Source organism: Snodgrassella sp. M0351, from assembly GCF_016100575.1.
Classification (GTDB): Bacteria; Pseudomonadota; Gammaproteobacteria; order Burkholderiales; family Neisseriaceae; genus Snodgrassella; species Snodgrassella alvi.
The window spans coordinates 28,414-52,752 of sequence record NZ_JACFSG010000001.1 but is presented as its reverse complement, the minus strand read 5'-3'; the positions used below and the strand labels follow the sequence as shown (position 1 = coordinate 52,752).

Below are 24,339 nucleotides of genomic sequence, written 5' to 3'. Positions count from 1 at the left end.
CAATAAAGATATCATTAAATCATTAATGTTTAAAGATATAGTGTGTATGGTAAATAAGTTTTATATTTTTTTGTCTGCCGAAGTCATTTTCTCTGCATATTGTGCTGATTAATTACCGAATGGTTTCAGTGGTCGGATTAGCAATTTTTAGATAAATCTGAATAGCTTTGCTGGTGTATCCCAGAGTATATTGTGTGTCAGCTGTTTATCCTGCAACAGCATATTCAGCTGCGTAGACAGATAATCAGGGGTAATCTGCTGTTCAAATTGGGTATGCGGCCAGTCGCTTCCCCACATCAGCCGATGGCTGCCCAGATTTTCTACTAATAAAGGGATAGCAGAAGCAAAGAATTTGTGACCTTCTGCTGCGGCAGCACTAATCCGGTATGCTCCCGACAGTTTGCACCATATCATTCCGCTACGCCCCCACTCGAGCAACTGCTGAAAACCATAATCGCGGGCAGGCTGACAATCCGAAGGCCGGCCGAAATGATCAATCACCACTTTCACATCTTGTTTGAGCAGTGTTGCAATCATGTCACTGAGTTTATTACTGCGGCAATGTACTTCTACATGCCAGTTAAGCTCTTTCACTTTATCAAGCAGATTTTGCCATGAATCGGTTTGTAAATCCGGCTGGACACCATCAATAATATTCAGGCGTATACCGACAATACCGCCTTTATTTAGTGCTTCAAGTTCAGGCATTGTGACAGAGGGCTCAACACAGGCAACGCCTCTGAGACGGGGTTTAGTCTGTGCAATAGCCTGGAGCATAAAGCTGTTGTCATAACCCAGAAAACTGGGCTGAATCAATACGCCATGTGTACAGCCATGAGCATCCAGATGTGCCAGATAATCAACGAGCGGCGCATTTTGTGCCGGTGTATAGCGACGGCCGGCCGCCATCGGTAAATCCAGCATAAAAACATGGGCGTGGCTGTCTATAATACCTACCGACTCCTGATTCATGTTATTTCTCTTTCTCAATCTGCTATTTGTCAGATATCTGACCGTCCTGATCAATTTCGCTTAAGTCGCGCCCTTTGGTTTCCGGTAACAGCAATACGCTAATGACCACGATTGAATAAGCCCAGCTGGCATCTATACCGATGGCTGAACCCAGCGACATTGAAGCGCTCATATGCCCGACCAGAAATGGAAATACAGAAGAAAGAATACGGCCGAAGTTATAACAGAAGCCCACTCCGGCACCTCTGTACTTCTGCGGATACAATTCATTAAATAATGCGCCCAGACTGGAAGGAATACCGGCAGCAAAAAATCCCAGCGGAAAACCCAGAAACAGCATCTGGGTATTGGTTAAGGGGACAAACAGATAAATACGTACTGTAATTACACAGCAGATAGCAAAACAGGCAACATTAAAACGCCTGCCGATTTTGTCGATTAAAACTGAGCTGGCCATACAGCCACACCAGAAGGCAACGATGATTACTGCCAGATAAGCACTGGAATTGAGCACAGAAAGGTGACGTTCTGCTTTCAGATACGTAGGCAGCCACGACATGATTGCATGATAACCGCCATGAGCACCCAAACCCAGCAAACCGCCTAGTAAAGTAGTACGAATCAGTGAAGGAGAAAAGATGCCGAACAGTGCTTCGGTAATAGGCATGCTGTTTTCGTTTTTCGAAACTACACTAGCTTGTTTTACCGGCTCCTGTACATGCCGGCGTACATAGAAAATCAGTAGTGCCGGCAATAAACCAACTGCAAACATGATGCGCCAGGCGAAAGTTTCCGGAGCCAGACTGAATACAACGGAAAACAGTATAACGGCCAGTCCCCACCCCACAGCCCATGCACTTTGTACTGTTGCCATCACTTTGCCGCGATACTGGCTGGAAATGGTTTCTGCCATCAGTACAGCTCCGGCTGCCCATTCACCGCCAATACCAAATCCCTGTAAAGCTTTCAGCGCCAGCAACCAGTGATATTCGGTAACAAATGCCGCCAGAAATGTAAAAATTGCAAACCATATAATCATAATTTGCAATGTTTTAACGCGTCCGTACCGGTCTGAAAGAGCTCCTGCAAACCAGCCACCCAGTGCTGAAGTGACAAGTGTGGCACTACTGAATAAGCCAGCCTCCCCTTTACTGATAGCAAAATATACAAGCAGTGACGGAATCACCAAACCAAACATCTGTGTTTCCAGAGCATCGAGTGCCCAGCCACTAAAGCATGCCCAAAAGGTTTTTCTTTCATTTGCTGAAACTGCCCGGTACCACTTAAACATAAAGTTTCTCTTTCTTTATCTAATTTTGAGAATATCAATTTGTTATGCTTGCAGCAGATATAAAACTTAATTTTTAAAACTTTATGTCTTTAATTTACGCTTAATAGCATTTAAAGCCAATAAAAAAACATAATGTAATTCAAAATAAAATAAAACAGATGAAATTTTTCATTAATCACCCTATTTCGATAATCAATCTATTAAACATTAAGATATACAAGATTTATCTTTCCAGATACATACACTAGTATATTAGTCTTTTTCCATTTAACTACAATTATATACAATAAAGTTTTGATTTTAAGCAAATCTTTAAGTCTTTATTGCACATAAAGGTTATTAATTAATAAATTATTTTAATTCTAATAAAATTGGCACATTTTGTGCACCTTTTTTTCTATTATATTTGTTTTAGCAATAAATTATGAAAATTTATTCTTAATAACAAATATTATTTTAATAAAAATATATTTTTTAAAAATAAATACCAATAAATATCCAATATTTATCCGTAGTTGTCCCTGACAAGCATTAAAACATACATTTTATTTGGCATACAATTTATGCAAATAATATTAAATGATTATTATGGTGAATGAACCATTTTATGGACAGACAATATATAATTTTATTTTTATAAAAAAAAATTATATATATCTCTGTCTTGATGTTTATTTATAATCCATCTTATCCTCCCTGAATTTAAGCTTTGATTAAATTAAAACAAACCCATATATCAGATTATATTTTTAAACAATATATTTAATCAAATTAATTTTTACATAAAAAATTTAATTTTAACATTAAATAATTTTACTTTATTTATTGCTATAATTTAAGGTTTTTAATACCGCTGAAATTTATTTCAAAATTATCTATAAAACAGATGAAAGTTTTGAATTAGATAATAAATATAGTGTATTAATACTAAACAGAATAATTTCTGCAATTTCCATACCTGATAAGATTAAGAAACCGAATTCCATTTTTTATAATTTATTAAAGTAAATATGAAATTACAGCTAAGAATATTTTTATTTACGCCTTTATTTGATTTTTCAGTAAGCAAACACTCTATTTTTTAATCATTTAAACCGGACAGTGTTAATTGTGAGAATGTGCTGTAATACTCCTCTTCCCTATTTTGGTTTTAAAAATAATTATTTTCTTCATACAAACTGACTTTCTCTTACTTCGTGATTATCTAAATACGAACTCCATAATTATTTATTTTCGGGCAAATATACAGGGAAAGAAGATAGCTATGTTTTCGAATAGCAATCTTTATACAAGATTTTCAGGATAATTCTGTAACAGCAATTAATATTATTCTCTAAAACTGTAGTGATGAAAAAAACACCATCAATACTGGCGAAGTAATATTAACAATAAAACCAAAGCTGATTGCCACCGGTACGGCAGTAATGCCGCCGGAAGACTGTATTACCGGCAAAGTAAAATCCAGACTGGTTGCACCGCCTACGCTGACGGCTGTAGTGGGATAACGACGCATCAGTACGGGAATAAAAATAAGCGCAAAGAATTCGCGTGCCAGATCATTAAACATGGCAATACTGCCCCAGACTGCCCCGTAAGCCTGACTCATGATAATGCTGGAAAGTGAATACCAGCCATAACCGCTGCTGAGTGCCAGCCCTTTACTTACAGACACATCAGGCATAATCAGAGCAAATAGCAAACCGCCAAGCAGGCTGGCCAGTGTGAACAATCCGGCACAGATAACGCCGCGGCGATTGAGAAATACCTGATGCAGGGTAATGCCGCTGCTGCGCAACTGCATGCCCACCAGTAAAAGTAAAATTATCAGCGCTTTATTAACAGCAGCCAGCGGGCTGCCCAGCCAGTCAAAAGAGAGGTAATTGCCGGCGATCAGCCCGGCAAGCAGACAACCAACCTGCTTGAGACTGCCCATAATACTGGTATTGCCGGACTGGCCTGTTTGCTGCTGCCGGTTCAGCCGCCACGGATAACGACGGTCAAACCAGATAAATATCAGGAGGTTGGCTGCGATAAGGCAGACGAATAATACCGCTACAGTTAAGCTGATATTAGCCAGTTGTGCGCCCAGATCGGGCTCTTGCGCCAGAGATAATCCTATTAGAAATAAAATCAGATACACCAGCCATGCCAGCCCGTAATTCAGCCAGTTTACAACCCGTGCCGGTGTGGGTATGCAAAATCCGATAAACAAGGGAACTAGGATGATTAGCAGGGAGATTAAATGTTGCATGGATAATTGTGTACGGCAGAATTAGGGATAATAAACGGTTTAGCTACAGGCAGGTACAAAACAGGCAGCACATTGTGTGACAATGGCTGCCTGTGAAATACACGTTCAGGTTTTACTGATCAACGAAAGCGCGTTCGATAACGTAGTCACCACGCTGCCCCATTTTCGGGGAAATAGTCAAACCAAAACTGTTAAGTGTTTCACAGCTGTCTCTGAGCATTTCGGGGCTGCCGCAAATCATTGCCCGGTCGTCAGCAGGATTAATCGGCGGCAAGCCAATGTCGGTAAACAGTTTACCCGATTTCATTAAATCAGTCAGGCGCCCGTGGTGGATGAAATCTTCCCGGGAAACCACCGGATAGTAAATCAGTTTTTCACGTACTAATTCACCCAGATATTCATGATTGGGTAACTCTGTGGTGAAATGATCATAATAGGCCAGATCTTTTTTATAGCGCACGCCGTGAATCAGAATGATTTTTTCAAACTGTTCATAGATGTCCGGGTCTTTGGTTACGCTGAGAAATGGTGCCAGACCGGTACCGGTAGACAACAGATACAGATGTTTGCCGGGGTTAAGGTCACCGGCAATCAGGGTACCGGTAGGCTTTTTACTCACCAGTACTTCGTCACCCGGTTTCAGATGCTGCAGGCGGCTGGTTAACGGACCGTCCTGTACTTTAATACTGAAAAAAGCCAGCTCTTCTTCCCAATTGGCACTGGCAATACTGTAGGCTCTCATCAGGGGTTTACCGTCTACCATCAGACCAATCATCACAAACTGACCATTCTGAAAACGTAATGATTCGTCCCGTGTACAGGTAAATGTGAAATATGCGTCTGTCCAGTGGTGTACAGACAATACTTTTTGTGTGTTATAGGCTGCCATTAATTATCCATGGTTAAGGAAAGCGGTATCATTAGCGTAAACCGAAAACACGCCAGCTTTCTGTTGCCATTCAGGGACATTTTATGCTCTGGTCGCTGACGTAAGGTGTGAATTTTAAGACAATTTGATGTGCTGTTCAATGGGTTTTAGAGTATTCACTTTAATAAAAGTACTCTGTTTCAGACAGTTTTATCTGAACAGCAGTAAATATATCAACAGGTTGCCATAATTATAGCAACCTGTTGATGTTAAGCTGGTTTATCCGCAGTTACAGACGGCCATGGCACAGTTTATATTTCAAACCGCTGCCACACGGGCACGGATCGTTACGACGAATAACAATACCGCGCGCTTCCAGAGCTTCCGGGCTGAAATCTTCATCTTCTGCTACATTATCAGCAGCGAATACTTCTTGCTGCTCTTCTTCAGAGGCCGGTTGAAAACGCACTGAAATCAGCAATGAAGCAACGGTATGGCGAATATTGCTCCACATGGCCTGAAACATTTCAAATGCTTCGCGTTTGTATTCCTGTTTCGGATTTTTCTGGGCATAACCGCGCAGATGAATACCCTGACGCAGGTAATCCATATCGGCCAGATGTTCACGCCAGCGGCTGTCAATGATTTGCAGCATGATGTCGCGTTCAAATTTGCGCATGGTGTCGATGCCAACCAGTTCGACTTTATAAGCATAATCTTTTTCTACTATATCCAGCAGACGTTCAGAAATGCTTTCGTTGTCGAGGCTGTTGTCTTCTTTAAGCCAGTCATTGATGGAAACTTCAATGTTGTAATCAGCAGCCAGTTTGTTTTCCAGACCGGAAATATCCCACTGCTCCTCCATACTATCCGGCGGAATAAAGCTGTCTACAGTATCAACAATTGCATCATGGCGTATTTCCTGCATCAGACCGTCAATATCGTTGCTGGCCAGAATATCGGCACGCTGATGATAAATAACCTTACGCTGGTCGTTGGCTACATCGTCGTATTCAAGTACTTGTTTGCGCATGTCGAAGTTACGGTTTTCGACTTTGCGCTGTGCTCCTTCAATCTGGCGATTGAGCATTCCGGCTTCTATGGCTACGCCGCGTTCAGGAGCCAGACGGTTAAGAATGGCTGTTGCACGGTCAAGTGCAAACAGGCGCAACAGCGGATCTTCAAACGACAGGTAAAAGCGGCTGGAACCGGCATCACCCTGACGACCGGCACGGCCGCGCAGCTGATTATCAATACGGCGGCTTTCATGGCGTTCGGTACCGATAATGTGTAAACCGCCAGCTGCAATCACGGCATCGTGGTCAATCTGCCATTGCTGCTGTAATTTGTCGATTTCGTTCTTTTTCGCTTCTTCGGTGAGGCTGTCGTCGGCATTAATGGCATCTATCTGCGGTTTGATATTGCCGCCGAGCACAATATCCGTACCACGACCGGCCATATTGGTGGCTACGGTAATCATGCCGGGGCGGCCTGCCTGAGCAATAATATCCGCTTCACGCGCATGTTCTTTGGCATTGAGAACATTGTGTCTGAGGTGTTCTTTATCCAGTAAGGAGGATACCAGTTCGGAATTTTCAATACTGGTGGTACCAACAAGGATTGGCTGACCTTTGGCATGGCGCTCTTTGATATCGGCAACCACAGCTTCGTATTTTTCTTCGATAGAACGATATATCTGGTCGTTCAGATCTTTACGTATCATCGGGCGGTTTGGCGGGATGATAACGGTTTCCAGACCGTAAATATTCTGGAATTCAAAGGCTTCCGTGTCGGCAGTACCGGTCATGCCGGCCAGTTTGTCATACAGACGGAAGAAATTCTGGAAAGTAATGGAAGCCAGTGTCTGGTTTTCTTTGTTGATTTCCACGCCTTCTTTGGCTTCAACAGCCTGATGCAGACCATCAGACCAGCGCCGGCCGGCCATCAGGCGGCCGGTAAATTCGTCAACAATAATTACTTCCCCATCCTGTACCACATAATGCTGGTCGCGCTGGTAGAGTGTATAAGCACGCAGCGCAGCCATCAGATGATGCATCAGCATGATATTGGTAGTGGAATACAGGGAATCGCCTTCCTGCAGCAAACCCATTTTGGTGAGAATCTGCTCAGCATGCTCATGCCCCTGATCACTGAGCACTACCTGCCGTGCTTTTTCGTCTACCCAGTAATCGCCCTCACCGTCTTCGCTTTTCTGGGCAATCAGCTGTGGCGGAATCTGATTCATTACCTGATAAAGGGTGACGTTATCGTCAGCCTGACCGGAAATAATCAACGGTGTACGGGCTTCGTCAATCAGAATGGAGTCTACTTCATCAACTACTGCAAATGAGAGCTCACGCTGCACTTTTTCGCTTTGATCACTTACCATGTTATCGCGTAAATAATCGAAGCCGTATTCATTGTTGGTACCGTAGGTAATATCAGCCAGATAAGCGGCTTTTTTATCGGCATGATCCATGTTGCTGATAATGATGCCGACAGACATGCCCAGAAACTCATACAGCGGGCGCATGATTCCGGCATCACGTGCAGCCAGATAATCATTCACGGTAACCACATGTACGCCTTTACCGGTCAGAGCATTCAGATAGACGGCTGTCGTGGCAACCAGTGTTTTCCCTTCACCGGTACGCATTTCAGCAATTTTGCCATAATGCAGTACCATACCGCCGATAAGCTGCACATCAAAATGCCGCATACCCAGTACACGCTTACTGGCTTCACGGCATACAGCAAAAGCTTCTACCAGCAGACTATCGAGTTTTTCCCCATCAGCCAGACGTTGTTTGAATTCAGCAGTTTTAGCCTGTAGTTCAGTATCGCTTAAAGCCTGAATTTGTGGTTCGAGCGCATTGATTCTGGATACTTCTTTACGATATTGTTTCAAAAGCCGGTCGTTGCGGCTTCCGAGAATTTTTTTAGCTAAGTTTTTCAACATAAATCAACAGTCCGGCACCTGCTGGCGCAATAAATAGTAAGCTTGAAATAGGAGATTTTAACACAAGCGCCTACGCTGCTGTGCGGCTGTTTGCATGCCTGTGTCAATTATGTGCAATCTGAAGCTGTTCAGAAGTTACTGATTGCTGTTTATGGTGCTTAATATAATGGTAAAACCCTTTTTTCCAAGCGCTGTCTGACACTACAGAAGCTGTTCATGTCTTTAACGCTGCTATGTGAAGATGAAAAAATTTATATGCAATACCGATTATTACTGTTCCGGCAACTGAATTTTGTTTAAAAAATAGTTGATTGCACACCAGTACAAGAATAATGATTCATAATCAGGACTGAATAAATATTATTTATATTTGTTTAATCTTGTCATCCTGATTAAATTATTTTTTATCATTGTTTAAAGCATCTGACAAATGTACAGACTGAAATAGCTCAATTGCTCTTTTCACTTAAACGGCGCAGTGCTGCCGCCAGTTCCGGATGATGTGTTAAGGCCTCTGCCGAACGTGCCAGCGTATCACGCGCCACAGGGCTTAAGCTGGCATGCTTTACTGCTTCGGGTTTTGATTCTGCCGGCTGAACTTTAACCTTTACGGTTTCAATTGAAGCATCAATCTGCCGCAGTTGCGGCAATAATGCCGGCAACACCATACGTAAACGTGAAGCAGCCATACTATTTTGCGCAATCACCACCAGACAACCGGTGCGTACACAGGCGACATTAAACTGAGTTCGCATACTTGCCGGCAACTCCTGTTTCAGACAGTTACTCAGGCGTTGCCAGTGTGCGGATTGCTGCAATAATTGATTAAGCTGGGCGTTTTTTTTGCCGAATTGATTCAGGTTCATACTGCCATACTAACTTAATTTGCCGGTGACATCAGAATATTTGGTTTAATTTGAAAGTTATAGCTAAGTTTACACTCGTTATATCAGAAGCTGATTTTATCCGGTGATTAAAAGCCGTTTTCCATAATAATCTGTCCCGGTACTCTGTTACGGTGCATGCTATACCCCATATCCAGTAAGGTCTGAAAAGTATCGGTAACCATGGCCGGATTACCACACAGCATAAAACGGGTTTGTTCAGGAGTGAACTTCAAACCCAGACCTTCTGCCAGCGTACCATTCTGCAATAATTGCGGCAGACGCTGACCGAGTGCTCCGGCAGTTGGTTCACGGGTAACTACCGGCTGGTAAGTCAGTTGATCTGTATATTCGCCAATCAGAGGGTGATGGATTAACTCGTTTATATGCTGGCTGAAAATCAATTCATTGGCATATGAAACGGAATGTACCAGCCCGATATGCCGGAAACGTTCCCAGACAGCAGGCTGTTGCAGCATAGACAGAAACGGCGCAATGCCGCTACCGGTACTGAGCATGATCAGCTGCTCGCCGTCAGTAAACCGCCCCGGCAGAAAAAAGCCAAAAGCGGTTTTATCCAGCAGTATAGAATCGCCCGCCTGCAATTGTGCCAGCCGGGCACTCATCGGTCCGCCTTCAATCAATACTACAAAGTATTCGAGTGTATCTGCATATTCGGCAGATACAACAGAATAGGCGCGCCAGATAAAACCTGCGCCATCACGAAAGCCCAGACGCGAAAACTGACCGGCACTGAAGCGATAGGCTTCAGGCCGAGTGATGGCAAAAGTAAGCAGTTTAGGGGTATGCTGTTTAACCCAGAGTACGGTTTCTTCAGTAAATTTGGCTTCTGCGGCAGCCTGCATGCAGTTATTCCTGTGTGTGTACCACCGCCTGAGCGGTGACAGTATGATTACAGTCTGATATCGATATCCTGATATTTTCGGCTGGCTTCGGTATGACTGATTTCAATACCATCACTTACTGCCCATTTTCCATCATTAATACGCTGGTATTGCAGGCTGAAACTGCCATCACCGATTTTATGCAGGGTAAAGGTTTCGCCCGCCGGAATATAAAAGGTGCGTATAGCAGTAAATTTACCGGCGTGCAATTCGTATAATTGGGCAAATACCGGCGATTGCAAGGAGGTGGCATGTACGACAATATTGTTATTGCCGCGCTCACGCAAAACCGGATAACCGGATACATAAGCAGCTTTAAGCGGAAAAAGCTGTCCATTGGGTGCCGCGGTAACGGGCATGCTACTCTGCTCATTAACGTTATCAGCCGGCGGATATGCCAGCCTCCACCACACTCCGCCCATAGCAATCAGTACGGCAATCCCCACAATCCATAACCAGCCATGACCGCGTTCGTGCAGGTCGACAACTTTATCCTGATGGTTAGGCAATAAAACCGGAGGCGCAAATGGTGTCTGCCGGCGCGCCAGCAATGCCGGTGACAACCTTGCCTGCAGGCTTTGCCGCGCAATCCACACATCATGATGATGGCGCTGCTCCGGATCAGACAATACTGCATATGCTTTATTAATCTCAGCCATACGCTGATGCGCCTGCGGATTATGCGGATTGCGGTCAGGATGGTATTTTTGTGACAAAGCCCGATAGGCCGCACGAATAACTTCGTCGGATGCCCCTTGAGCAACATTTAATACTTCATAATAATTGTGCACGGATTTTTCACTTACACAGGTTAAATCAAGGTATTGAGTGCATGATTGATATCATCCCAGATATCTTCAATATCTTCGATACCGGCTGAAATGCGCAACAGGCCTTCACGGATGCCCAGAGATTCTTTAACTTCTTTACTCATGCCGCTATGCGACTGGCTGGCACTGTGATTAATCAGGCTTTCGACGCCGCCAAGGCTGGCCGCCATCCGAATCATGCGCAGATTTTTTATCACACTATTGGCTGCTTCGCGACTGTTCTGACGTAAATATATGGAGACCACTCCGCCAAATCCATGCTGCATCTGTTTACAGGCGATATCATGGTGCTCATGCTCCGCCAGACCCGGATAAAATACTTTTTCTACCGCAGGGTGCTGCTGCAAGCGTCTGGCCAGCTCAGCCGCATTGGATAAATGCCGGTCCATACGCACAACCAGTGTTTTGATACCGCGTAATACCAGTGCACAGTCCATCGGGCCGGCCACGCCGCCGGTATTAATACTTAAGGCACGTAATAATTTTTCATGTGCTGGATCTTTTACCACAACAATACCCATCAGCACATCTGAATGTCCGCACAGGTATTTGGTTGCGGAATGAAAGACGATATCCACACCCAGATTCAGCGGATTCTGTACATAGGGTGTCGCAAAAGTATTATCCATACCGACAATGGCACCGGCAGCTTTGGCTTTAGCAGACAGTTCGGCGATGTCTACCAGACGCAGCAGCGGATTACTCGGGGTTTCCAGCCATACCATTTTTACTTTGGTCTGTGCCAGTATCCGGTCCAGATTATCCGGATTGGTAAGATCGGCAAAAATAACATTTACACCCCACTGGGCATATACTTCGGTTAATAAATCATAAGCTCCGCCATAAATATCGGCTACCGCAACAATGGTATCACCCGGCCGCAGAAATGTACGCCACACAGCATCGATTCCGGCCATACCACTGCCATAGGCAAAACCGGCACAGCCATTTTCCAGCTCGGCGACTGTGTCTTCAAGTACTTGCCGTGTCGGATTGGAAATACGCGCATAACGGAACGGAATATTTTCGCCGATTTCATTCATGGCGAACATGCTGTTCTGATAAATAGGCGGCATTAGGGCACGGTTATGCTCTTCCGGCTGATAACTGGAATGGATGGTCTGTGTGGCAAATTTCATATTTTCTCCGTTTGATTACTGGTTTTGCTGTTCAGACAGCTGTTTATACGGGTAACGGCATTAGTACTGAGGCTGCTAGTTTAGCACGCACTCTGGTTATCAGGCAGCATGCTGTTTCTTTTACACTAATCCCGACTGATTTGCTCGGAATTAAGGCATACAGTATAATTTTACGCCTTATATGCCGGCGGTTTCTGTGGTTTAACTATACTGCGCCGGCTGGATTCAGATTTGTTTTGCAAGGAAAATTATCAGAATGGACACTATTGCCGACGTGCAAAGCAGTGTTGATAAACGCAATATGCCAATCAATCAGGTTGGCGTGAAAGGCTTACGCCTGCCGCTGAGTATTATTTGTGCTGCAGGTAAACAACATACTGTTGCTGATTTAACCATGACTGTGTCACTGCCGGCCGAACAGAAAGGCACACATATGTCACGCTTTATTGAGTTAATGCAGACACAGCATGACAGTATTGATTTTGCTGTACTGCGGCAGCTGACTACCGCCATGTTAGAAAAACTTCAGGCAACAGCAGGTAAAATCAGTATGCGCTTTCCTTTTTTCCGGCAAAAGCAGGCTCCGGTAAGCGGTATTTCCAGCCTGCTGGATTATGAAGTGGTACTCAGTGGCGAAATTCAGGCTGGTATTTATCAGCAAACATTACAGGTTATTATTCCGGTTACCAGCCTGTGTCCGTGCAGTAAGGAAATTTCTGCTTACGGAGCGCATAATCAGCGTTCACATGTCACTGTTACGCTGGTATGCACTGAATCAATTGCTATTGAAGAAATTATTGATCTGGTAGAACAACAGGGTTCATGTCAGTTATACGGTTTGCTGAAACGGCCGGATGAAAAGTATGTCACTGAATATGCTTATGATAACCCCAAATTTGTTGAAGATATGGTTCGTGATGTTGCTACCGCGCTAAAAACTGATACACGTATTCAGTCTTTTACAGTAGAAAGTGAAAATTTTGAATCTATTCATAACCATTCTGCCTATGCACTGATACAATACCCGTAAACTGATTGTTTGCAGACTTAGCTTTATCTGGATAAACGAAATCAGAAAGCACTTAAGGGGAGATAATGACTACCCTTCGGTTCTGCCGGTAGTCATTTTCTTTGTTGATTGTTCAGGTTGAAATTACACTGGTTACTGTGACCATTTTTTATGTATCACAATCCTACCCGTTCTCGTGTCTGTATGGCTTCCCTGTTAAAACTGCTGTTTATGCTCCTGGTATTGCTGCCGGGGCTGAATAGTGCGGTACTGGCTGCGGACAATAAAAATTTATTACCTCCGGAACAGGCTTTTGTACCGGAACTGATCGTTCATAATCAGGATATTCGTGTACATTTTGTTATCGCCGACGGCTATTACCTGTACCGGAATAAAATTCAGATTACTACTGAACCGGCGGATATATTTGGTGAAGGACAATTTATCCGGCAGGGACAGCAAAAGCACGATGAGTTTTTTGGTACCCAGCAGGTTTACTACAATCATGCAGATGCAGTCTGGCACTATAAGGCAGATGCACAGACTGTTCCGTATCAGTTAACTTTATCTTATCAGGGCTGTGCAGATGCAGGAATCTGTTATCCGCCGGTAGAAAATACATTTACCATCAGCCGTACCGGCAAATATCGTATTACGCCACAATCAACACATATTCAGCCAGTCCCGCCGGATACTTTTACTGACCCTCCGGTTAAGGCTCCGCCACCGGAGTGGTCAGGCAGCTCAGGCGGAGACAGTCTGTTTCAGCTTTCCCGCGCAACACTGATTACCAATTTAATGACTTTTTTTATTGCTGGGATGGGATTGAGTCTGACAGCATGCATGTATCCGCTGCTGCCGATAGTATCAGCCATCGTCATGGGTACCCGCCGGAAAACCACTAAATTGCGGGCATTTATCCTGTCATTTGTTTATGTACAGGGGCTTGCTTTTACCTACACTATTGTTGGTATTGTTACTGCCCGTACCGGTGCGTTTCTGACCGGATGGCTGCAACAGCCTGCGGTAGTGCTGGCTGCCGCAGCCATACTGGTAATACTGGCTTTATCAATGTTTGATTTATACAGTATTCAGTTGCCGGCACGCTGGCAGACGTTTTTTCAGCGGGTCAGCGGTCGCTTTCATGGCGGACATTTGCTCTCTGTGCTGATAATGGGGGCATTGTCAGCGCTGATTGTCGGCCCCTGTGTCGCACCACCTCTGGCTTTTGCACTGGGTTATATTGCTCAGAGCGGGGATGCTGCTCTGGGCGGCATGGCTCTGTATGTTATGGCACTGGGTACCGGCATCCCGCTGATTCTGATTTCTGTATTCGGTGTGCATATTCTGCCCCGTGCCGGTAAGTGGATGATTGGTGTCAAATATCTGTTCGGTCTGATGCTGCTGGGTGCCGCTACCTATATTGCCACTCCGTTTCTGAATTACTATCTGGTAGTCACTATTTATACTTTACTGATGCTGATACCCGCAATCTATTTAGGCTGGCAGTGGTATCATTCATCAGCACGCCAGCGCTGGTTTAATGCGATTACCGGTATACTGTTTCTGGCTTGTGGCATTGGTTTTGTTTCTGCCAGCATAATGAACTGTGTGACGCCTTTACATCGTTTTCTTACTTTAACTCCGCCAAACGGTCAGCATTTCGGTCGTTATTTTGATAAGCCGGAACAATTGCGTCAGGCTATGCAAGAGTTGTTTGATGAAGATCCGAATAAGCCGGTACTGGTAGATTTTTATGCAGACTGGTGTATATCCTGCAAGGAAATGACTGCATTTACTTTAAGTAAAGCTTCAGTCAGACGGGTAATTGAAGAAAAGCGTTTTTTACAGATTGATGTAACCAATAATACGCCGGCACAGCGCAGAATGATGCAACGTTATGGTTTATACGGACCTCCGGGATTATTTGTTGTACACAGAAACGGCTATCGCAGCCAGCCACTGATTGGCTATGTACCGGCCTCAGAATTGTTAAGCTGGTATGACAAACAAGTACAGAAAGCACAATAAATTAACAGCCTCTTTGCTTGCAAAGAGGCTATTGCACAGAGAGTTAACAGTGCATACTTTTTCTGTTTGAGTGTGTTTCAATCCTGATAATGACGATCAGCCACTTTTAAAGCGCGCCGTGCCAGTGCCAGATTGGCTGTTTTGCGGTCGAGTACCATAAACATAAACACACCTTGAACATTCTTCATCGGCCGCAATAAATAATATTGTTTATGCAGGCTGATAAGAATATCGTCTATAGCATCTTCATTGTTGTCCTGACCATAAAGGCGCTCAATAGCCTTTATTTCTGAACGCACAATTTCGGTATTGCCGGCGGACAGAATGTCAAGATCCATGCCTGACGGACTAACCCCGTCTATAAACATTCCGCTTTCATAATCCACGACAGCACACGCCATGACACCTTTAGTTGCCGCTAACTCATCAATGACGCCATCAAATCTCACTGTGATATCCTTCTTTATATTGCCAGTATTTTAATTATGGCAGAGTATTTAATTACCTATTTTCCAATTTTTTCCAGCTTTTGACCAGTATTAACTATTCTTATAAAGAAATTTTTTAATTTGATATCTGTAAACATGCATTTATGTCATAGCAATAAAATCGGCACAGAAGCAAATTTGTATCCGGATAACCGCTCAAGTTACTTTGGTACAGCTATAATAACAGTCTTAACTGGTGCCGGATGCTGTTATGCTGTATGTTTATCAATCCAATCAACTATCTGATTTAGCTGCTTTGTTTGCCAGCGTATATCAGCATACCTCACCACAGTCAGCATGGGCTGCAACAGAAATCGTGGTACAGAGTCAGGGTATGCGCCGCTATCTGAATCACTATCTGGCTCAGGAGCACGGTATTGCCGCTAATCTGCATTTCAGTCTGCCGGCCAGCTACATCTGGCAATTAACTCATCAGGTATTACCGCAAACACCAGCGCTTAACCCGTTTCAGTCAGAAGTATTGCGCTGGCGTTTACTGGGATTGTTTCATAGCCCGGCGTTCAGACAACCCCAGTTATGCCAAACTGCTACCGCACTACATTCTTATCTTGATAGCAGTACTCAGGCACCTTACCATCTGGCCGGAAAACTTGCTGATATGTTTGACCAATATTTAATCTATCGCAATGATTGGATAAATAATTGGCAGGAAAACAAATCTGCGAATCTGGGTGAAGATGAGCAATGGCAGGCAGAGCTATGGCGCTGGCTGAACAATGAATCAGATTTACCACACCGTGCCGGCTTAATGCAGGAATTTCTGAGCAAACTTGATTCTGAACATTTACCTGAGCGGATATTCGTATTCGGTATTGCCACACTGGCACCGGTTTATCTGCATGCATTACAGGTAATAGCACAATATACTGATGTGCATATATTTGCAGTAAACCCGTGTGCTGAGTACTGGGGCAATGTTCTCTCAGCAGATATGCTGCTCAATAGTCAGGAAACTGACCTGAGTGTGGTTGGTCATCCTTTACTGGCCAGTCTGGGCAAACAGGGGCGGGATTTTTTTGATGCGCTCAATGATCTGGGTGAAGTAGTGTATATGCCTTCTGTCTATGCTCAGTGTGATGAAGTGGCAGATACTCTGTTACACCGGCTGCAAAACGATATCCAATGCCTGCAACATCCGAAACAGTCTGAACCACCCTACCGGCTGCAGGAATATGATAATTCCATTCAGATTGTGGCGGCGCATTCCTGCCTGCGCGAGCTGCAAATTCTCAAAGAGCAGCTGATTCAGGACCTGGCCGCACATCCGCACTGGCAACCGCAGGATATTGCGGTACTTACACCACATATTGGGCCTTATCTGCCTTTTATCCACGCAGTATTCGGACAAACGCAGGGCGACACGCCTGCTCTGCCTTACAATATTGCTGACGTTAAAATCAGCCTGCATGAACCACTACTGCAATTATTCGAAAAACTGCTGCAACTGATGCAGAGCCGGTTTGATATTGAAACTGTGCTGCCTTTGCTGGATGAATCTGCTCTGCGCGCACGTTTTGATTTAAACGACAGCGATGCAGAACTGATTCACCGTGTCTGGAGCGAACAGGGAGTACGCTGGGGCGTGGATGCAGATATGCGTCATGAATATGGCGGACAGGGTAAGCACTTTACCTGGCAGCAGGCGCGTGAACGTACAGTACTCGGCTGGCTGCTGCCGGAAAATAAATATACGGCACTGTGGCAGCAACAGCTTCCGTGGTTCGGTGATATCGGCCAGACTGAAATTCTGGCACGCGCACAACAGTTAATAGACTGTCTGATTAAACATCATAGCTGCTGGCAAAAAGCAGCTACCATTCCCGAATGGATTGCGCGTACACGACAACTTCTGCGGGATTTAGCCGATACCGATTCTCTGTCCGGACATGCCATGCAGCAACTGGAAACCAGTCTGGCTGAATGGCAAGCGCAGGCAGCACTGGCACAATTTAATCTGACTATTGAACCGGCCATTGCAATCGAGCATTTGCAGAATTATTTATCCACTACCCGTCAGGCCGGATTTCTGCGCGGCGGGATTACCTTTTGCAGTATGGTACCGATGCGCAGCCTGCCCTTTCGCTGTATCTGTCTGCTCGGTCTGAATGACGGCGAATTTCCCCGTACTACCAAATCTGCTGCTTTCGACCTGATTGCACAGTATCCGCGCCGCGGCGATCGTGCCCGTCGCAACGATGACCGCTATCTGTTTCTTGAATCTATTTTAAGTGCGCGCGAAAAACTGTATTTGTCGTATATCGGTAAAGATATTCGCAAAAACGAAGAACTGGCCCCCTCTGCTCTGCTTTATGAGCTGACCGATGTTCTGGCCGCCATGACCGGCTGTAATCCGCTGGTATTTAATCAGCAGCATATCATCAGACACCCGTTACAACCCTTTTCCTATCGCTATTTTAACGGCGATTTAGTCAGCTGCCGCAGTGATTACGCCACGGCCCTGAATCAGAATATAGTTAAGCCTGAGCCATTTTATGCAAAAATAACTGAACCGGAAAAACAGAATCAGGAAGTTGATATTGAATCCTTTATCCGGTTCTGGCGTAATCCGGTACGTCACTGGCTTCAGCAGCAGTTACAATGGCAGGCACCCTATCAGGAAACACCAGTCAGTGCAGCAGAACCGTTTGCAATTGAAAACAGTGCATCGATTTATACTGCCTATACCCGTGCACGCCGGCAGCATCTGGATTTTGCTGAGGTAGATGCAGCACTGGCAGTAAGCGGACTGGTGCCTGAAGGCGAGCTGGGTGTGATTGTCAGCCAGGTTTTACGCAATCAGACACTGGCTCTGGACAGCAGCATACTGTTCAGTCCCGCTGTCGCCGATATTGCCTTTATTTTTGAACACGAACAGTTACAGCTAAGTGGCAACATCAGCCGTTTACATCAGTGCGGGCAACTGATTGAACGGAATCACGCCCCGACAGCACCGGATAATATTGAGTTATATCTGCGCCATTTACTCCTCTGCGCTACTGAAAGCGAAGGTGCACAGGACACATATGAGCTTTATCCGGCCAAACCGCGCATGCTGGCAGCAATGAGCCGGATTGATGCACAAGCGCAACTGGCTTTATGGCTTGAGTATTACCGGCTGGGTCAAAGCCGGCCACTGCCCTTTTTTCCGAAAACCAGCCTTACCACAGCCCTTAAATGGTATCGTAACCTGCAAAAGAAAAACCGTACGCCCGAATATGGTGCCGAAGAACGCAGCACCGCGTTTAAAGTCTATGCAGACAGCCATAACGGAAAACCGCAGGCCGACTATCCCGAAGTAGCTCAGGTATTTGGCCGCGATGAAGAACTGCCGATTGACACCCCTCTGTTCTGGCAACTGATTGAAGAATTACTGCTGCCCATGACAGCAGTGCTGGAAACCGCTGATAAATTATAATGAGCCAAGCATTAAATCCGATTACCATGCCCTTAAACGGCAGCAGCCTGATTGAAGCTTCTGCCGGTACCGGGAAAACCTTTAACATTGCCGCCCTGTTTGCACGGCTGGTGTTACTGGAACGTATGCCGGTTGACGCTATTCTGGTGGTCACTTTTACCAAAGCAGCTACAGCGGAGCTGAAAACCCGTCTGCGTACCCGCCTTAATCAGGCTCTGGCTCTGTTACAAAATAATCTGCCTGCGGAACAGAATGACCCGGTACTGCAACAGCTGATTGACTGTGCCCGCAGTCAGGATGATGATGCCAGCCTTATTCTCCGTCTGCAGGCAGCCATTACCCAGTTTGACCGTGCAGCCGTTTACACCATTCACGGATTCTGCCAGCGCGTACTCACTGATTATGCCTTTTTATGCCAGACACCATTTGATACGGAAACTATTGAAACTGATCCGGAAATGCTGTGCCGGTTTGCCGAAGACTTCTGGCGGCAGCAGGTAAGCAATAACAGCAGCATGGCCACGCTGGCCGTCGCTTACAAACTTACCCCTGCCCGGCTTATGCAGGAAATGGGACGGCACTGCGGCATGGTAGACTTACAGGTACGCCAGCCGCCGGTTGCGGATATAGCCGGCATAAATAACTGCTGGCAACAGGCATGGCAGAGCGTATGTACACATTTCAGCCTTATTCAGGATTCATTCTGGCAGTTACATCAGCAACTAAATGGCAATATTTACCGCCAGAAAAGTTATCAGCAGCTTTTCACCGACCTGCAGCAGGTAATGGAAAGCGAAGTAAACTGCCATTCTTTTTCTTCTTCTGTACTGGAAAAATGTGCCAAACTGGCCTCATCTCAGTTACAGGAAAACACCAAAAAAAATCAAACGCTCAATAATGAGCTGATAGCTAACATTGCCCCACTGGTCGAACTGGCAGAAGCTGTTACTGCCATGCTGACTGCTGAAGACAGCATATCACTGCAATTACAACTGGACTGTTTTAACTACGTGCGCCAGTGTCTGAATCAGCACCGGCGCAACAGCCATCAGCGCAGCTTTGACGATTTACTGGCAGATCTGGGTCTGGCACTGTCTGCGGATAATCCCATGTCTGAAACACTGGCCGCAGCACTGGCGCAAACATGGCAGATTGCACTGGTAGATGAATGTCAGGATACTGATCCGTTGCAGTATCGAATTTTCAAAACTGCGTTTGCCGAACAAAACCGCCCGCTTATTATGGTGGGTGACCCGAAACAGGCTATTTACCGTTTCCGTGGTGCTGATATTCACGCCTATCTGCGCGCCGCTGCCGATACCCCGCCACAGCAACGCTATACCCTGACCACCAATTACCGCAGCCATCAGGCACTGGTACAGGCCATTGGCCACCTATTCAGCGGCAAAAAGCTGCCTTTTATTCTTGAGGGTATCAGCTATCCGCAGGTACAGGCACAGGCAGAAAATAACCGTCTGCATTACAGTCACGGCAATACTGTTATACCGGCGGTAGTGGTGCGCTGGCTGCATGAAAAAATAGATGTCAGCGATAAGGGAGCGGAAATTATCCCGAATAAAGACAGTTTGCGGACACGTGCGGCCGAATATTGTGCCTATGAAATTGCCGGCATGATTAATCAGGGTATGCGCGGAGAACTGCTACTGAGTAACCGTCCGTTACAGGCTGGCGATATTGCCGTATTGGTGCATTCACATAATGAAGGCCGCATGATTGCCGGCGCATTGAAACGCTGCGGCATCATGAGCGTCTCTCTTGGAAACCATTCAGTTTTTTCCAGCACTGAGGCACAAGCTGTCGAGGCTCTGTTACGTTTCTGGCTGCAACCGCAGCGCACCGAAACATTACGCTTTATCCTTGGCGGTGTACTGTTCGGCTGGACAGCAGCACAGCTGGCAGAACTGAACCGGAATGAAAATACACTGAGCGAATGGATACAGCTGGCACTGCAAACCCGCGAACAATGGCAGCAGTATGGTATTTATCCTGCCATACAGTGGTTTGCCGGCCAGACCGGCATGGAAATCAGACTACTTACGCAGCGCAATGAGCGCAGCCTGACCAATCTGTGGCAACTGGCCGAATTACTGGCTGCTGCTGAACAAACTCTGCCGACGGCCAACGCCCTGCTGAACTGGCTGACCAGTGCCATCAGCAACGAACGGTCAGCAGGTGAAAGTAGTTTGCTGCGACTGGAAAGTGATGAAGCACTGGTTAAAATTGTGACCATGCATGCTTCCAAAGGGCTGGAATATCCGGTGGTATTCTGTCCGTTTGCATGGGATGGTAAAGAGACCATTAATAATCAGGAACACTGGCAACGTCTGCATCAGCAGGATAAAGTGGAATTGATTGCCAATAGTTTGCTCAGTGACAGCGACCGGGATGAGCTGGAATGCGAAAGTATGGCCGAACGTTTGCGTCTGTATTATGTAGCCTTTACCCGGGCACGCGAACAACTGATACTGTACACTGCCGCCTGCAACAATACCGCCAGTAACCCCATGGCATGGCTACTGGACGGTCAGCCGGACAATACCCTGAAAGAATCCCGCCAATTCTGGCAGGAAACACATAAGCCCAATCTGCCCAGTACTTTACGTGCTGCATGGCATCAATGTCTGGCTGCCGGCAACCCTGAGCTGTTTCAATGGTGTGAAGGCAATGTAGCCCCTGCCTGTATTGATATCAGTAAAAAACCCGAACAACCTTATCGTGCGCTAACACCGACAGTACGGACTTTTCAATCCATACGCTATACCAGCTTCACCAGTCTGAGCCGGCATGATTACAGTCACCGCGAATCTGCTCCGGAAGAAGAAAAAATAGCACCTGCGCTGGATCAGGCTGAAGTACAGACTCAGCCACTGAGCCCCGATACAGAAGCGGAAACACCTGTGCTCGCATTCGAGCGCGGTATCAACGCCGGACTTTGTCTGCATGCCATACTGGAACAGACCGAATTCAGCCTGCCGGCTACTGCAACGGAACAGGAGCATATTCTCGACTGTCTGGCGCGTTATGGTTTCGACAGCCGGCACAGCACCACCATGCAGACGCTTACTGATACCGTACGCCAATGCCAGCTGTCACCACAAACCATTATTGCAAACATACCTAAAGCACAACGAGTGGCTGAAATGAATTTCATGCTGCGGGTTGCCGATTTCAGTATCGCAGATTTACAACAGTGGTTTACCCACACATCCGGATTACCGCAATGCTGTGTTCAGGCAGCACAGGAGCTGGATTTTTCTACGGTAAACGGATTTATCAACGGGGCTATCGATCTTCTAGGCGAAGACCGGCATGGTCAGGTATATGTTATTGATTACAAATCCAACCATTTGGGAAATCGTCTGTCAGACTATACTCAGGAAAACATGGACGAGGCTATTGCCAGACATCATTACTACCTTCAGGCACTCGTTTACAGCATTGCCTGTGCACGATTTCTGCACAGTCGCCGGCAGCTGCCGCCCAGTATCAGCGTACGTTATCTCTTCCTGCGCGGACTTAATCCGCACAACCAGAATGGCATATGGAAATGGGATATAGACACAGCCAGTCTCAGACCATGGCTGGTAGAACATGACAAAGTATAGCAGCTGCGGTATATTAACCATTCCAGCTGTATTTTTCGCTAAGGAAGCAACAACATGCTCAACAAGCCCGAAGAATTTATCATGGCCATACTTGCCGGCATATGGGTCGTTATCACCTTTATTATCTGTCGCTATCTGCATCTGCCAACTGATACGGGTTTATTAGTTACTACCCTGACATTGATATGGGCACTGGTATTTTTCCTGTTATGGCAGCGCGGGCGTACATGCAAAATCTGGCCGGTTTTTCTGGGGCTTCTGGTTATGTGCTGGTGGCGCGCTATTTGTTACTCATCTACCGAGATTATTCTTAACAATGATAACAGTACCTCCACACTGGTACACTGGTACGGCAGCTGGACAGCTCTGATTATTTATGCGCTGATTCCGGTCATTGCCGGTTACGGATTCAAGTGGTGGCAACATAAACGCCGTAAACCACAAGTAACGGCTTGAGGTTGCAATTTACCTGAGATAGTCTGATACATATTGTTAAAAATACAATTAATACAAAACTCCGGATTGATGAAATTACAGGTAATTAAATAAGGTTATCGCCAGGAGCTGAACAAATTGAATAAAAAAAATCAATTTATTGAATTTTTTAATACAAAAAACTCCCTGAAACTTTCATTAATTTGTTTAACTATTTTTCATCTTTTCTGGAAGCTTCTGCCGCCACCTTTGTGGTACCCCGATTTTAATAATGGCATAATAGCTTTTATTGAATCACTATTAATTTATGGCTGCTTATATGTCTGCGGTCTTTTACTAATATGGGTATTCGGGCTAACAATAACACAGATATTTTCTTCATACTTCAATGATATAAATAGTCCGAATAAGACACCATCAACCGTTACACTATTGTGTTATTCAATCAGTAATTTTCTGATTTTTGCCTTATCCTTTTCCTTAGGGAAAAACGCACATCCCATGTTCTTTATTTTTAATAGCTATCCTGTTTTTACTTATGCCTTTGTTAATAGCATTGGTGCTTTTATTATTTTGATATTTAAACTTATCTGTCAGGTTTTATCACTTAAACGTTGTAAAACAGCTTCTGCTTCCGATAATTCATTAACCATCAAAAAAGCTAACACTGATCAAAAAGCCGGCACGGGTAAATTCAGTATTAAAAAATTGCTCATTTTCGCGGCAGTTTATCTATTTGTGCTGACTTGCAGTAACAGCATAATTGGTAAAGGATTAATGACTCCTTATTTTGAAGGTGACATACATGATATCCTCTCTGTAGTAATGTTTCTGTGCTTTATACTTTACTGGATTGATATATTACTGGCCTTTGCTCTCGCTATCAAAGATAGTGTTACCCGAAAAAATCAAGTTACATGGTCTGATTTATTCAATTATTTAACTTACAGCTCGGTCTATTATTTACTGGCACTCACTATTTTATATCCGCTAACAGGCGAATTATCTGGTACAACAGCCGGAGAACAATTCGGAATAGTATGGCTGATCAACTATTCGCTCTATATTATTTTAAATTATATTGCTGTACTCATTATTCTGCCGGTAAAAGCATTCAAAAAAGCATTACCCGAATAATCAGTTTCCAGTGTTATTTTTATCAGCCAAAAAGCATAATGTCATATTAATAAAATATTCATGTAATATTAAATAATA

At 45.1% G+C, this 24,339-nt stretch carries 16 protein-coding genes; 6 read left to right on the top strand and 10 right to left on the bottom strand.

The window, feature by feature from the left end; genetic code table 11:
* Positions 1-147 precede the first annotated feature (147 nt).
* The 9 genes from H3V01_RS00200 to H3V01_RS00160 form a co-directional block, all read right to left on the bottom strand.
* Positions 148-972, bottom strand: a complete 825-nt coding sequence (locus H3V01_RS00200; protein ID WP_025330003.1) for an amidohydrolase family protein — start codon at positions 970-972, stop codon at positions 148-150.
* Positions 973-994: 22 nt separating this feature from the next.
* Complete coding sequence (locus H3V01_RS00195) at positions 995-2,263, bottom strand: MFS transporter (RefSeq protein WP_025330002.1); 1,269 nt, start codon at positions 2,261-2,263, stop codon at positions 995-997.
* 1,333 nt (positions 2,264-3,596) lie between these two features.
* Complete coding sequence (locus H3V01_RS00190; protein ID WP_198185572.1) at positions 3,597-4,514, bottom strand: lysine exporter LysO family protein; 918 nt, start codon at positions 4,512-4,514, stop codon at positions 3,597-3,599.
* A 112-nt stretch (positions 4,515-4,626) separates the two neighbouring features.
* Positions 4,627-5,403 (bottom strand): ferredoxin--NADP reductase, encoded by a 777-nt coding sequence (locus H3V01_RS00185; protein ID WP_037393939.1) that lies wholly within the window; start codon positions 5,401-5,403, stop codon positions 4,627-4,629.
* A gap of 268 nt (positions 5,404-5,671) precedes the next feature.
* The gene (secA, locus tag H3V01_RS00180) at positions 5,672-8,341 is read right to left on the bottom strand and encodes a preprotein translocase subunit SecA (protein WP_198185570.1); all 2,670 of its coding nucleotides are present in this window, start codon (positions 8,339-8,341) and stop codon (positions 5,672-5,674) included.
* A gap of 449 nt (positions 8,342-8,790) precedes the next feature.
* Positions 8,791-9,207 (bottom strand): DciA family protein, encoded by a 417-nt coding sequence (locus tag H3V01_RS00175; protein WP_084547741.1) that lies wholly within the window; start codon positions 9,205-9,207, stop codon positions 8,791-8,793.
* A 107-nt stretch (positions 9,208-9,314) separates the two neighbouring features.
* Positions 9,315-10,091: a ferredoxin--NADP reductase gene (locus H3V01_RS00170; RefSeq protein WP_198185568.1), complete on the bottom strand. Its 777-nt coding sequence runs from the start codon at positions 10,089-10,091 to the stop codon at positions 9,315-9,317.
* Positions 10,092-10,138: 47 nt separating this feature from the next.
* Positions 10,139-10,921: a J domain-containing protein gene (locus H3V01_RS00165; RefSeq protein WP_025329994.1), complete on the bottom strand. Its 783-nt coding sequence runs from the start codon at positions 10,919-10,921 to the stop codon at positions 10,139-10,141.
* 20 nt (positions 10,922-10,941) lie between these two features.
* Entirely contained in the window at positions 10,942-12,099 is a 1,158-nt protein-coding gene (locus H3V01_RS00160; protein ID WP_198185565.1) for a trans-sulfuration enzyme family protein, read from the bottom strand.
* A 256-nt stretch (positions 12,100-12,355) separates the two neighbouring features.
* Here H3V01_RS00160 and folE2 point away from each other — a divergent pair, with 256 nt between their 5' ends.
* Both folE2 and dsbD read left to right on the top strand, forming a co-directional pair.
* Positions 12,356-13,129, top strand: a complete 774-nt coding sequence (gene folE2 / locus H3V01_RS00155) for a GTP cyclohydrolase FolE2 (protein ID WP_198185563.1) — start codon at positions 12,356-12,358, stop codon at positions 13,127-13,129.
* 150 nt (positions 13,130-13,279) lie between these two features.
* On the top strand, positions 13,280-15,139 hold the full coding sequence (dsbD, locus tag H3V01_RS00150; protein WP_232332564.1) for a protein-disulfide reductase DsbD: 1,860 nt from the start codon (positions 13,280-13,282) through the stop codon (positions 15,137-15,139).
* 77 nt (positions 15,140-15,216) lie between these two features.
* Here the strand turns inward: dsbD and H3V01_RS00145 are convergent, their stop codons facing one another.
* The gene (locus H3V01_RS00145; RefSeq protein WP_025329990.1) at positions 15,217-15,588 is read right to left on the bottom strand and encodes a hypothetical protein; all 372 of its coding nucleotides are present in this window, start codon (positions 15,586-15,588) and stop codon (positions 15,217-15,219) included.
* Between the two features lie 250 nt (positions 15,589-15,838).
* Between H3V01_RS00145 and recC the strand changes: the two genes are divergently transcribed.
* From recC to H3V01_RS00125, 4 genes are all read left to right on the top strand, one after another.
* Positions 15,839-19,063 carry an exodeoxyribonuclease V subunit gamma gene (recC, locus tag H3V01_RS00140; protein WP_198185561.1) on the top strand — a complete coding sequence of 1,075 codons (3,225 nt, stop codon included), beginning with the start codon at positions 15,839-15,841 and terminating at the stop codon, positions 19,061-19,063.
* The gene (gene recB, locus H3V01_RS00135) at positions 19,063-22,689 is read left to right on the top strand and encodes an exodeoxyribonuclease V subunit beta (RefSeq protein WP_198185559.1); all 3,627 of its coding nucleotides are present in this window, start codon (positions 19,063-19,065) and stop codon (positions 22,687-22,689) included. The genes recC and recB overlap by 1 nt, the downstream gene beginning before the upstream one ends.
* 54 nt (positions 22,690-22,743) lie before the next feature.
* Positions 22,744-23,145 carry a hypothetical protein gene (locus H3V01_RS00130; protein ID WP_025329987.1) on the top strand — a complete coding sequence of 134 codons (402 nt, stop codon included), beginning with the start codon at positions 22,744-22,746 and terminating at the stop codon, positions 23,143-23,145.
* A 480-nt stretch (positions 23,146-23,625) separates the two neighbouring features.
* Positions 23,626-24,261, top strand: coding sequence for a hypothetical protein (locus H3V01_RS00125; protein ID WP_198185557.1), 636 nt, complete (start codon positions 23,626-23,628; stop codon positions 24,259-24,261).
* The last annotated feature ends 78 nt before the right edge of the window (positions 24,262-24,339 follow it).